14 protein-coding genes are annotated in these 11,767 nt (G+C 63.9%); 7 read left to right on the top strand and 7 right to left on the bottom strand.

From position 1 onward, the window contains the following. Positions 1 to 6 precede the first annotated feature (6 nt). Positions 7 to 549, top strand: a complete 543-nt coding sequence (locus tag HU719_RS16175; protein WP_186535549.1) for a histidine phosphatase family protein — start codon at positions 7 to 9, stop codon at positions 547 to 549. A 633-nt stretch (positions 550 to 1,182) separates the two neighbouring features. On the opposite strand, the gene HU719_RS16180 is transcribed toward HU719_RS16175, so the two are convergent. Beyond that, complete coding sequence (locus HU719_RS16180; RefSeq protein WP_186520037.1) at positions 1,183 to 2,361, bottom strand: acetyl-CoA C-acetyltransferase; 1,179 nt, start codon at positions 2,359 to 2,361, stop codon at positions 1,183 to 1,185. Positions 2,362 to 2,729: 368 nt separating this feature from the next. Between HU719_RS16180 and fabV the strand changes: the two genes are divergently transcribed. Together fabV and HU719_RS16190 are read left to right on the top strand one after the other, a co-directional pair. Beyond that, the gene (fabV, locus tag HU719_RS16185) at positions 2,730 to 3,941 is read left to right on the top strand and encodes an enoyl-ACP reductase FabV (protein ID WP_186520038.1); all 1,212 of its coding nucleotides are present in this window, start codon (positions 2,730 to 2,732) and stop codon (positions 3,939 to 3,941) included. 109 nt (positions 3,942 to 4,050) lie between these two features. Beyond that, the gene (locus HU719_RS16190) at positions 4,051 to 4,947 is read left to right on the top strand and encodes an alpha/beta hydrolase family protein (RefSeq protein ID WP_186536845.1); all 897 of its coding nucleotides are present in this window, start codon (positions 4,051 to 4,053) and stop codon (positions 4,945 to 4,947) included. Between the two features lie 186 nt (positions 4,948 to 5,133). Here the strand turns inward: HU719_RS16190 and HU719_RS16195 are convergent, their stop codons facing one another. The 5 genes from HU719_RS16195 to HU719_RS16215 form a co-directional block, all read right to left on the bottom strand. Then, entirely contained in the window at positions 5,134 to 5,475 is a 342-nt protein-coding gene (locus tag HU719_RS16195) for a HopJ type III effector protein (RefSeq protein WP_186536844.1), read from the bottom strand. Continuing rightward, positions 5,468 to 5,764 carry a DUF1244 domain-containing protein gene (locus HU719_RS16200; protein WP_186520041.1) on the bottom strand — a complete coding sequence of 99 codons (297 nt, stop codon included), beginning with the start codon at positions 5,762 to 5,764 and terminating at the stop codon, positions 5,468 to 5,470. The genes HU719_RS16195 and HU719_RS16200 overlap by 8 nt, the downstream gene beginning before the upstream one ends. Before the next feature lie 10 nt (positions 5,765 to 5,774). Beyond that, positions 5,775 to 6,467 (bottom strand): dihydromonapterin reductase, encoded by a 693-nt coding sequence (folM, locus tag HU719_RS16205; RefSeq protein WP_186520042.1) that lies wholly within the window; start codon positions 6,465 to 6,467, stop codon positions 5,775 to 5,777. Positions 6,468 to 6,518: 51 nt separating this feature from the next. Beyond that, positions 6,519 to 7,094 carry a putative antibiotic biosynthesis monooxygenase gene (locus HU719_RS16210; RefSeq protein WP_186520043.1) on the bottom strand — a complete coding sequence of 192 codons (576 nt, stop codon included), beginning with the start codon at positions 7,092 to 7,094 and terminating at the stop codon, positions 6,519 to 6,521. 148 nt (positions 7,095 to 7,242) lie between these two features. Then, entirely contained in the window at positions 7,243 to 7,860 is a 618-nt protein-coding gene (locus tag HU719_RS16215; protein WP_186536843.1) for a hypothetical protein, read from the bottom strand. 190 nt (positions 7,861 to 8,050) lie between these two features. Between HU719_RS16215 and HU719_RS16220 the strand changes: the two genes are divergently transcribed. Continuing rightward, a complete protein-coding gene (locus HU719_RS16220) occupies positions 8,051 to 8,512 on the top strand; it encodes a flavodoxin (protein ID WP_186536842.1) in 462 nt (153 codons plus the stop codon). A 126-nt stretch (positions 8,513 to 8,638) separates the two neighbouring features. Here HU719_RS16220 and HU719_RS16225 read toward each other — a convergent pair whose 3' ends face one another. Further along, entirely contained in the window at positions 8,639 to 9,520 is an 882-nt protein-coding gene (locus HU719_RS16225; RefSeq protein WP_186536841.1) for a LysR family transcriptional regulator, read from the bottom strand. Between the two features lie 98 nt (positions 9,521 to 9,618). On the opposite strand from HU719_RS16225, the gene HU719_RS16230 reads away from it, so the two are divergent. The 3 genes from HU719_RS16230 (at position 9,619) to HU719_RS16240 (ending at position 11,757) form a co-directional block, all read left to right on the top strand. Then, positions 9,619 to 10,002: a CidA/LrgA family protein gene (locus HU719_RS16230; protein ID WP_186536840.1), complete on the top strand. Its 384-nt coding sequence runs from the start codon at positions 9,619 to 9,621 to the stop codon at positions 10,000 to 10,002. Further along, entirely contained in the window at positions 9,992 to 10,678 is a 687-nt protein-coding gene (locus HU719_RS16235) for an LrgB family protein (protein WP_186520048.1), read from the top strand. The genes HU719_RS16230 and HU719_RS16235 overlap by 11 nt, the downstream gene beginning before the upstream one ends. 173 nt (positions 10,679 to 10,851) lie before the next feature. Beyond that, complete coding sequence (locus HU719_RS16240; protein ID WP_186520049.1) at positions 10,852 to 11,757, top strand: alpha/beta fold hydrolase; 906 nt, start codon at positions 10,852 to 10,854, stop codon at positions 11,755 to 11,757. Positions 11,758 to 11,767: the final 10 nt, after the last annotated feature.

Genomic DNA, 11,767 nt, shown 5'->3' on the forward strand with positions numbered 1-11,767 from the left:
CCTGCCATGAAACCTGTGCAGCTCACACTGATTTGCCACGGCCAGACCGAGGCACAACGGGTCGGGCGTTTTGCGCTTGATGATGACCCGTTGCGTGAGCTGCCAGCGCCCATGGCCGGGTTATCCACAGGCGCGCAGTGCCTGAGTGCGCCAGAGCTGCGTGCGCTGCAGACGGCGCAAGGCCTGGGTTTGCAGGCGACGGTGGATGAGCGGCTGCGCGATTGTGATTTAGGGCGCTGGCAGGGGCTGGCGCTGAAGCAGTTGCAGCATGATGACTTGGCGGGCCTTCAGGCCTGGTTGGCGGACCCGCAGTCGGCGCCCCATGGCGGGGAGTCGGTGGCGGCACTGTGCAGCCGGGTTGCGCATTGGTTGGACAGTGACCTAGCGGCGGGGGAGTGGTTGGTGATTACCCACCCGTTCGTCATCCGCGCCGCCATGCTGCACGCGTTGGCAGCGCCGCTGGATGCCTTTCAGCGCATCGACGTGCAACCGTTGGCGCAGGTACGCCTCAGCCACTCCACGCAATGGCGCTTACAACTCCCAAGCTAACCCTGTTTTTTGTGGGCGCTCGCCCTCGCGGATAACTGGACGGTGGGGAGGGTGCTATGGACTTGTGCAATCCTGTAAGGGCCTCATCGCAGGCTGTCGCCAGCTCCCATAGAACAAACGCGAACTATCTGATTTACATGGATAACGTGGGAGCGGGCTTGCCCCGCGATGGCGATAGCACTGCCAACATCGCATCGCGGGGCAAGCCCGCTCCCACGGTGCCCAGTTCTCTGCGCGACAGCGCAGCCCGGAAGGGCTGGGTGATCTCCCACAGAGATCGCGCACAGTCGCACAATTGAGGCCTTGCCCAGACCCTGTGGGAGATTCTATGGTTTTGTACAAGCCTATTCCCGCCAGACATATTTCCTGGTGGCGAGCTCACTTGTGGCGAGCGGGCTTGCCCCGCGTTGGGCTGCTCAGCAGCCCCTTGTTTTCAGGGCTGCTGCGCAGCCCAACGCGGGACAAGCCCGCTCGCCACAACTGTCTATCATTTCCCATAGGATTGGGTCCAACCAGCAATGTTGCGGTTGCGCATGGCCTCTGTGCCAGCTGGCGACAGCCTGCGATGAGGCCCTTGCAGGCTTCGAATTTCCCACAAGCACTAACCCCGTCAGCGGGCGCAGGCCCCAGGCATCACCGCTCTATCGCCAGCGCCACGCCTTGCCCACCACCAATGCACAGCGTGGCCAGCCCTTTCTTCGCATCGCGGCGAATCATTTCATGCAGCAGGCTCACCAGCACCCGGCACCCCGAGGCACCAATCGGGTGGCCCAATGCAATCGCGCCGCCGTTGACGTTGACCTTGGCCGCGTCCCATTCCAGCTCCTTGCCAACCGCCAATGCCTGCGCCGCGAAGGCTTCGTTGGCCTCGATCAGGTCTAGTTCGCCCAACTGCCACCCGGCTTTGGCCAGGCAGCGCTGGGTCGCCGAAACCGGGCCGATACCCATGATTGCAGGGTCTACCCCGGCGCTGGCATAGGCGGCAACCTTGGCCAGCACCGGCAGGCCCAGTGCTTGGGCTTTGCTCGCACTCATCAGCAGCACGGCAGCAGCACCGTCGTTCAGGCTGGAAGCATTGCCGGCGGTGACGCTGCCGTCTTTCTTGAACGCCGCTCGCAGCTTGCCGAGCGATTCGGCAGTAGTACCGGCGCGCGGTTGCTCGTCAGTGTCGAACACCAGCGCCTCGCCCTTTTTCTGCGGGATATGAACCGGGGTGATTTCAGCCTTGAAGCGCCCGGCCTCGATGGCCGCCACGGCTTTTTGCTGGGAAGCTGCGGCAAAGGCGTCCTGTTGCTCACGGGTCAGGCTGTACTTTTGCACCAGGTTTTCAGCCGTGATACCCATGTGGTAGTCATTGAAAGCATCCCACAGGCCGTCGCTGATCATGCTGTCGATCAACTGGCCATGGCCCATGCGCTGGCCGGTGCGCGCCGATGGCATCACATAGGGCGCCAGGCTCATGTTTTCCTGGCCACCGGCAATGACCACCTCGGCGTCGCCACAACGGATGGCCTGCGCGGCCAGGTGCAGGGCCTTGAGCCCCGAGCCACAGACCTTGTTCAGCGTCAGTGCCGGCACGGCAAACGGCAGGCCGGCCTTGACCGCGGCCTGGCGTGCGGGGTTTTGCCCGGCGCCTGCGGTCAGCACCTGGCCAAGAATCACTTCATCGACTTGAGCCGGGTCCAGTTGCGTCTGTTGCAGCAATTGGCGGATGACCGCTGCCCCCAGATCGACGGCGGACACACTGGCCAGCGCCCCCTGGAAACTGCCGATGGCAGTGCGGGTAGCGGCGACGATGACGACTTCGTTCATTGTTGTTCTCCGAAATGCAGGCACGATTGCCACAGCATCTCTGCGCCGCGCTCATTTGGGAAGTTTGTTTTTCTTTGTGATTGATCGGGTTTGCAAATGAATGGCTGGGCGCTGGCCGCATTGATGCCAGGCAAACATGAGGCTGATGAGAACCTTACGGAGCATGTCGGCATTAGGGTGGGCCGGGCAGGGTGCAAGTAACCAGCCGCCGATACGAGAGGGCAGCGATTCCGGCCGTAGCCGTTTTGCATCCCCCCGATGACCCCGTAATATGTGTCGGATTACGTCCGGGGGTAGTCTCACCCTCCATATCAACGCAAACGCTCTCTGTGGCGCTTGCTCAGCCTTAACCTGACGAGGTACAGACATTGGCCATCATTCATCCCAAGGTTCGCGGTTTCATCTGCACCACGACTCACCCGAAGGGCTGCGAGCTCAACGTCCGTGACCAGATCGAAGCCACCCGCAAGCTGGGCGTGCGCGAGGATGGTCCGAAGAAAGTCCTGGTGATCGGTGCGTCCAGCGGCTACGGCCTGGCAGCGCGCATCACCGCAGCATTCGGCTTCAAGGCCGACACCCTGGGTGTGTTCTTCGAAAAACCGGGCAGCGAAACCAAAGCCGGTACTGCTGGCTGGTACAACTCTGCTGCGTTCGACAAGTTCGCCAAGGCTGACGGCCTGTACAGCAAATCGGTCAATGGCGATGCCTTCTCCGATGAAGCCCGCGCCAAGGTCATCGAGCTGATCAAGAACGAAATGGGCGGCAAGGTCGACCTGGTCATCTATTCGCTGGCCTCGCCTGTGCGCAAGCTGCCGCAAAGCGGTGAAGTCATCCGCTCGGCGCTCAAGCCGATTGGCCAGCCGTACAAGTCGACCGCCATCGACACCAACAAGGACACCATCATCGAGGCCAGCATCGAGCCGGCCAGCGAGCAGGAAATCGCCGACACCGTCACCGTAATGGGTGGCCAGGACTGGCAGCTGTGGATCGACGCCCTGGCCGGTGCCGACGTATTGGCCGAAGGCGCGCGGACAGTGGCCTTCAGCTACATCGGCACCGAAATCACCTGGCCGATCTACTGGCACGGTGCCCTGGGCAAGGCCAAGCAAGACCTGGACGAAACCGCCCTGCGCCTGGACCAGAAACTGGCCGGTGAAGTCAAAGGCGGCGCCAACGTGGCGGTGCTCAAGTCGGTGGTCACCCAGGCAAGCTCGGCGATCCCGGTGATGCCGCTGTACCTGTCGATGGTGTTCAAGATCATGCAAGAGAAGGGCGTCCACGAAGGCACCCAGGACCAGCTCGACCGCATGTTCCGCGACCGCCTGTACCGCACCGACGGCGCCCCGGCCGAGGTCGACGAAAAAGCTCGCCTGCGCCTGGACGACTGGGAACTGCGCGATGACGTACAGGACGCCTGCAAGGCCATGTGGCCACAAGTGACCACCGAGAACCTGTTCGAACTGACCGACTACGCCGGATACAAGAAGCAGTTCCTGAACTTGTTCGGCTTCGAGCGCGCTGACGTCAACTACGACGAAGACGTGGCAACCGATGTGAAGTTCGACTGCATCGAGCTGTAAGCGGCGCAATGCCTGGCGCGGTGGTTCGGGGTAGCGGACCACCGCGTTTGTTTTGAGTACCGGCCGCAATTTTTGCTAGCGTTGGCGCACAACCGCAAAGAGCCGCGCCATGAGCAGCCCCATCGTTTTTTGCCACACCGCCGCCGACGGCTACCGCCTCGCCGGTTACCGCTGGCGCCATACCCCTGCCGACCCCCAGCGCCCGCTGGTAATCATCAACGCCGCCACCTCGGTGCGTTGCCGTTATTACGCACGCTTTGCCGACTACCTGTTCAGCCAGGGCTTCGATGTACTGACCTACGATTACCGTGGTATTGGCGAGTCGCGCCCGGCATCCTTGCGCGGGTTCCATGCGTCCTGGAGCGACTGGGGGCGGCTGGACTTCGAAGCGATGCTGCAACTGGCCGGCGCCGAGCACCCCGGCCAACCAGTGCATGTGGTTGGCCACAGTTTCGGCGGCTGGGCGCTGGGCCTGGCGCCGAGTGCTGCGCAGGTGCAACGGGCGGTGCTGGTGGGCGCGCAGTTCGCCTATTGGCGTGACTACGCCGCAGGGCAGCGCTGGCGGCTGGTGGGCAAGTGGCACGTGCTGATGCCGCTGCTTACCCGCGTGTTCGGGTATTTCCCTGGCAAGCGCCTGGGCTGGCTGGAAGACACCCCCGCCGGCGTGGTGCGCGATTGGAGCACGCCCACGGCGCGCTATGAACAGCGCCCCAGCGGCCGTTTGCTGAGCAGCTTGCCGTTTTCACAGGTCAGCGCGGCGACCTTGGCCGTCAGCCTGACTGATGACCCATTCGGCACGGTGGCGGCCACCGAGCGCTTGCTGGCGTACTTGCATGGCAGTGAGCGCCGGCATCTGCGGGTGGCGCCTGGGGATATCGCGGTGGGGGAGATTGGCCATTTCGCGTTCTTTCACGAACGGTTTCGCGAAAGCCTGTGGCCGATTGCGTTGGCGTGGTTGCAGCTTGGGCAAATACCCGCCGATGGGCCGGGCACACTTGTCAGCTGATGGATTCGTTAGGCTAAGCAGGCCTCATCGCAGGCTATCGCCAGCTCCCACAGGGGACCGCGTCAGCTGCGATATTGGCACCTGTCTCAATTCCTGTGGGAGCTCCCACAGGGGACCGCGTCAGCTGCGATATTGGCCCTGTCTCAATTCCTGTGGGAGCTGGCGACAGCCTGCGATGGCGGTCTGTCAGGCGAGTTGCGTCAGTGGCTGCCCGGCAAATTTCACCCCCGCCAGCCCGTGCTTGATCAGCGCACGGATGTTGCCATGGTCGCTGCCTTCAGGCGTTGCCAGCACGCTGCGGTAGTGCTCACCGAAAGCCAGCAGCGCTTCCTGGTCGCTCAAGCCTTCCAGCAACGCCAGGCCCAAGGTCTTGCACGAACCTTCGTTTTGCCCGGCGGCATTGTGCACACCGCCATTGTCGAACGCCTGGGGCTGGTAGCTGTAGTTGCCGGCAATGAACGCCAAGGTGTCGGCGAACGCGTGTTCGCCACTGGCCAGGCTGGCGCGCAGGGTAGTCAGATCAGTCACGGGGTTTTCCTTTTTCGAACGCCGCTTGCTGCTCGGCGCTGGCTTCTTTCTGGTGTTGGGCTTTCCACTCGGCGTAAGGCATGCCGTAGACCGCCTCGCGGGCGTCGTCCAGGCTCAGCTCCAGCTGGCGCTCATCAGCGGCGGCTTTGTACCACTTGGACAGGCAGTTGCGGCAGAAGCCGGAGAGGTTCATCAAGTCGATGTTCTGCACGTCGGTGCGCTTTTGCAGATGGTCGACCAGGCGCCGGAACGCGGCGGCTTCGAGTTCGAGCTGTTGTTGTGGGGTCATGGGGCGTCTCTCAGATCATGCGGTTCTTCAGGTGGCGGCCGCCGTTTATCACCAACTGGCTGCCGGTGCTGTACTGGCTTTCGAGCAGAAACAGCACGGCGTCGATCAGCGGCCGGGCGCCGGGTTCGAATTCCAGCAGGGCTTTTTTCAGGGTTTGCTGGCGATAGTGCTCATCGCCGCCTTCCTTGAGGATCAGCAGGCCAGGCAGGATACCGTTGACGCGCACCTTGGGCGCGTACAGTTCGGCGAACGACAACACCATGTTCTGCAGCGCGGCCTTGGTGGCCGCGTAGCCGATGTGGCTCTTGCTGCCGCGCGAGGAGGTCTCGTCGCAGATATGGATGATGTCGGCCTTGTCGACCTTGTTCAGCAACTCGCCCAGGGCCAGGTTCAGGTGGTAGGGCGCCTCTACATGCAGGCGGAACATGGTGTCGAGGTTGTCCAGGCCATCGTCCAGCCACAGCGAGGCGTTGTGAATGACGGCGCGCAGGCCGTCATAGTTGCCGTGCAGGTGGTCGATCAGCGCCTGGCGCTGGTCGGCAACGGTCAGGTCGGCCTGGAACGGGTAGATGTTCGGGTGCGCCGCGTGCGGCTGAATATGCCGGCTGGCGCTGACCACCGTATGGCCGGCCTGCGCCAGTTCCAGCGCCAGGGCCAGCCCGACACGCTGGCTGGCTCCGGTGATGAGGATTGGGCTGTTCATGTTCGGGGCGGTCTGTCGTCTGTCCGTGCGAAGTGCCCCAGCATACCCGAACTAGGTGGCCTTGCGGGCCTGCCCGGCGCCGTCTGAATGGGCGGCAGGCGCGGCATTCAGCCAGCCGGCCAGCAGGCGCGTGGACAGCGGTATGAACAGGTAGACCATTAGCGGCGTCAGCGCCAAGGTGCTGAGCAGCACGCGCGGTAGCAGGTCGAGCGCGCCCAGCCAATGGCCGAACACCAGGTTGAACAGCAGCGAGACCGGGAAGAACGCCAGCCAGATGGCGGTGGCCTGCTTCCAGCGCGGCGGCTTTTGCACTGTTTGGGTGCCGAACCAGTCTTCGATACCGCTTACGCGCGTCTCTCTGGGGCGTTCGAACAGGCCGTCACCGCGTTGCAGCCAGGCCCGGCGCGAGGCCGAATATTCCCAGGCATGCAGGGTGTCTGCGTTGGTAAAACGGAAGATGATCTGAAACTCATCGCCTTCGGCTGGCGGGGCGAGGATGCCTGAGCCGAGGTAGCCGGTGAAGTCGGTAGCCAACTGCTCGCCTTCGTGCAGCCAGGCCAGCAGGTCCTGGTAGCGGCCACGGGCGGCGCGGCGCGACACCATCAAGGTGACGGGGTGGGTAGACATCGTGTATCTCCTGGCGACGGGGCTGGCGGGTAGCCGGCCCCTATGGCGTGCGGCCCGGGGTGGTGGGCGACGCAGGCTTGCTTGCAAGAATCGGGCGAGGATTATCGCTGAATCAGGTTACAGATGCTGTGCAGTTAGTCAGAAACCCTTAACTGGCCAGTTGCGCATGCAGCTCTGGGTGCACCTGGCGGTGGGCCTGGAGGATGTATTCGCGCAGGCGTTCGATTTCTTCGGCGGGGCTGGCGGTCAGGTCGTAGGCGGCAAGGTTGGCGCCGATGCGCCGGCGCAGCACGCCGTTCAGGCCAATGGCCGGGATGCCGTCCGGGGCAAAGCGCAGGTCGAATTGCGCAGGTGCTTCGGGCAAGCCGCGCACCTCGACCAGCACGCCTTTGAAGGAGATGTCGCGCACCCACAGCGCACTTGGCTTGCCGCGTGCGCCGAGCAACGGCGCTGGCTGCGGCAGCGACAGGCGCCACGGGCGCAGCATGGGGCCGTCTTCGTAGATGTCGGGGGCGCCGAGCTGTAAGTGCACGGCGTGGAATTCGTCCTCGACCAGTTGCAGCGGGAAGCTGATCTGCTGGTTGTCGAGTTTCGCCTGCAGGGTGACTTGCTCGTGGGCCACCAGGCGGGTGAGCAGGGCTTTCAAGCGGCTGTCGCCATTGACCAGCAGGCCCGACATGGGGTCGGCCAGGTTCAGTTGCGGCATGTGCTGCATGTCCTGGATGAAGTCCAGCTCGTCCTGGGAGAGGAGGGCATCTGCGTGCATGGTCGAACTCGATGAAAGCGGATTTGGAGATTTCTTCACGGCGATGGACCGCGCTGGGCGCGCTTGGTTCAGTCGCTCAAGCATTTTGCGCGACGGGCGGTCGGGCACGGGACTTTCGGCGGATGCGGCCTTTTGCCATTGCCGGGTGCTAGTATCCTACGTTTTCACTCAGTTACGGAATGCTCACTCGATGAAAGTCGCCATTATTTCAGGCTCGGTGTACGGCACCGCCGATGAAGTCGCCCGGCATGCCGAGTCGTTGCTCAAGGCTGCAGGTTTCGAGGCCTGGCATGCGTCGCGCGCCACCTTGCAAGACCTGCAAGGCTTCGCCCCTGAGGCGCTGCTGGCGGTCACTTCGACCACCGGCATGGGTGAGCTGCCGGACGGCCTGATGCCGCTTTACAGCGAAATCCGCGATGTACTGCCAGCGGCCTGGCGCGGCTTGCCGGGGGCGGTGATTGGGTTGGGCGATTCCAGTTACGGCGACACGTATTGCGGTGGTGGCGAGCAACTGCGCGAGCTGTTTGCCGAGCTGGGCATGCGCGAGGTACTGCCGATGCTGCGCCTGGACGCCAGCGAAACCGTCACCCCCGAAACCGACGCCGAGCCTTGGTTGGCCGAGTTTGCAACGGCGCTCAAGAGTTTCCCGTAGGAGCGGCCTTGTGTCGCGAAAGGGCCGCAAAGCGGCCCCGGCGATATCAACGTGGTGCACAATCCTGGGGCTGCTTCGCACCCCGTTCGCGACACAAGGCCGCTCCTACGCGGTCCGCGTTTAGCGTTATTTCGGCGTTTCGCGCAACAACGCCAGCCATGCCTGCGCCGCGCGTGACAGGTAGGCCCCGCGCCGCCAGATAAACGCAATGTCCCAGCGCAGGTACTCCGGCGCCCGCAGAGGCAACCTCACCACCCCCGGCCGCTCCAGGGCGCGTGCGACGATCGCCGGTAACAGCACCACACCTTGCCCTGCCGCCACCAACGCCGCGAGAAAGTCCGCCTGGCCGCTGCGCCCGCCTTCTTTCGGGGTAAACCCCTCTTGCTGGCAAGCACTGAGCAACCGGTCATTGAGCACAAAACTGCGCTGGTACAGCAGAAACGGCGTGTCTGCCAATTGCGCCAGCGCCACGTCAGCTTGCCCGGCCAGTGGGTGCTCGGCAGGCAGCAATGCGTCCAGCGGCTCGTTGCAGAACGGCTGGTAATCGAACGCCGAGTCGCTCGGCGTCAGGCTGCCGCCCAGTTCCAGCTCGCCGCTGCTCACCGCCTGCTCAACCATGCGGCTGCCGCCTTCGAGCAATTGCACGGCGATGTTCGGGTAGCGCCGCCGGTATTCGGCGAACAACCCGGCAAACAGCGCATCGCTGCCCAACAGTGGCAAGCCCAGGCGCAGTTCGCCACGCAGCATCTGGTCAAGGTCATCGAGCTCGCCCAGCAATTCCTGGCGCTGGCGCAGCATCACTTCGCCGCGCTCCAGCACGATGCGCCCGGCGGCAGTCAGTTGCAGCTGCGAACCGTGGCGCTCAAGCAGCGGCTGGCCGATGCTCTGCTCAAGTTGCGCAACCTGCTTGCTCACCGCCGACTGGCTGATGTGCAGCGTGCCAGCGGCCTGGGTGAAGCCGCCACGGTGTACCACCTCGATAAAACTGCGCAGCTGTTTGAAGTCCATGCTCGAATTCCATTTTGGAATGTCGAGTAGTCTAACAATTCGCTTCTGGAGTGGGCGGTCCGATTTTACAATGGCCCTGTCGCTGAGGACCCCCGCCCATGAACCCTGTAATCCACAAAACCGTGCGCCTGCTGGCTGAGCTTGCGGTGTTGCTTGGCCTGTTTCTGCTCGGTGGCCAACTGGCCGCCTGGTTCGGTTGGCCCATCCCTGGCGGTGTGATGGGCCTGGCGCTGCTGCTGGTGCTGTTTGCCACCGGGGCAGTCAAGCCTGCCACCCTGCAGCGTGGCGCCGGGTTGCTGATGGCCGAAATGCTGCTGTTTTTCATCCCGGCGCTGATGAGCCTGCTGGACTACGGCAGCCTGCTGCGCAGCGAGGGTTGGCGCATTTTGCTGGTGATCGCGCTGAGCACCTTGCTGGTGATGGTCGTCACCGCCGTCACCGTCGAACTGGTCTGCCGCTGGAGGCTGCGCCATGAACCTTGAGCCGATGTCGCTGTTCTGGCTGGCCTTCACCTTGGCCGCATACCTGGGCAGCCGCTGGCTGTATCGGCGCACCGGGCGTTACCTGTTGTCGCCGCTGATTCTGGTGCCGGCGCTGCTGCTGGCAGTGGCAGTGCCGCTGCATACCGCCTATGCCGAATACGCCCGCAACACCCACTGGCTGATGGGCGTGCTGGGCCCGGTGACGGTGGCCTTCGCCGTGCCCATCTGGCAGCAGCGCGCGTTGCTGGCGCGGCACTGGCCGGCGCTGCTGGTGGGCATGCTGGCGGGTAGCGTGGCTTCAATCGGCAGTTCCTGGGCGCTGGCCCGTGGGCTGGCGCTGGACCCATCGGTCAGCCTGTCGCTGCTGCCGCGCTCGATCACCACCCCGTTTGCCATGCCGGTCGCCCAGGACCTAGGCGGCGTGCCGGAACTGACAGCAGTGTTCGTGATGTTCACCGGGGTGCTCGGCGCGGTCTTTGGCGGCATTCTGCTGCGTTGGCTGCCGCTGCGCACGCCGCTGGCCCGAGGTGCGCTGTTCGGCGTTGGCGCCCATGGTGCAGGCGTCAGCCGTGCCCGCGAAGTGGGGCACGAAGAAGGCTCGGTGGCGGGCCTGGTAATGGTGCTCACCGGCCTGCTCAACCTGTTTGCCGCGCCCTTGCTGGTGATGCTGGTGTGACCGTTCGTGCCACAGGCTCGCACGGTCATCAGGCTGGCTGCCAAGGCGACTTAATACCTTCGTATTGCCTTCTAGACTCAGCCTCGACATAGAGAGCACAAGAATGTGCCGAGGTGCCTTGCAATGAACGCAGCCTTGCCCTGTTCACACACTTACACACCGGGATGCCCCTGATGCCACTGGCCGAGATTCCACTGTGCGTCTGGCGCACCCGGAGCCAGGGTTTCACCTTCCGGGGCCAGAGCATTCGATACTGGACAGCAGGGCAAGGAGAGCCTCTGCTATTGCTCCACGGGTTCCCCACTGCCAGCTGGGATTGGCACTATCTGTGGGCACCGCTCACCCAACGCTTCCGCGTGATCGCCTGCGACATGCTCGGTTTTGGCGATTCGGCCAAGCCGCCTGACCACGACTACAGTTTGATGGAGCAGGCCGACCTGCAGCAGGCCTTGCTGGCGCACTTGCGCATCGAGCAGCCGGTGCACCTGCTGGCCCACGACTACGGCGGCAGCGTCGCCCAGGAGCTCCTGGCCCGGCACCACGAACAGCGCCTTGAAGTGGCCAGTTGCGTGTTTCTCAACAGCGGGCTGTTCCCCGAAACCTGCCGCATGCTGCTGGCGCAGAAACTGCTGCTCAGCCGCCTCGGCTGGCTGATCGGGCGCTCGTTTGGCCGGGATGATCTGGTGCGCAATGTCACCCAGGTGTTCGGGCCATGCACCCACCCCAGCGAAAGCGCGCTGGATGACCTGTGGAGCCTGGTGGCGGCCAACCGTGGGCCGCGGGTGCTGCACAAACTGATCAATTACATCCCGGAACGTTTTGCCTGGCGCGAGCGCTGGGTCGGCGCGCTGCAGCGCGGCGGTGTGCGCTTGCGGCTGATCACCGGGGTTGTCGACCCGCTTTCCGGGGCGCACATGCTCGAACATTACCGGCAACAGGTGCCCGAGGCCGATACCGTGGCCTTGCAGGGTGTTGGTCATTACCCGCACACCGAAGCGCCGGTGCAGGTGTTGCGCCATTATTTGGCGTTTCGTCAGCAGCCGCTGAGCTACATCCCACAGAAAGTCGCCTGGTCCTGAGTCAGGGCGG

It is taken from the genome of Pseudomonas farsensis (genome assembly GCF_014268805.2).
Taxonomy (GTDB): domain Bacteria; phylum Pseudomonadota; class Gammaproteobacteria; order Pseudomonadales; family Pseudomonadaceae; genus Aquipseudomonas; species Aquipseudomonas farsensis.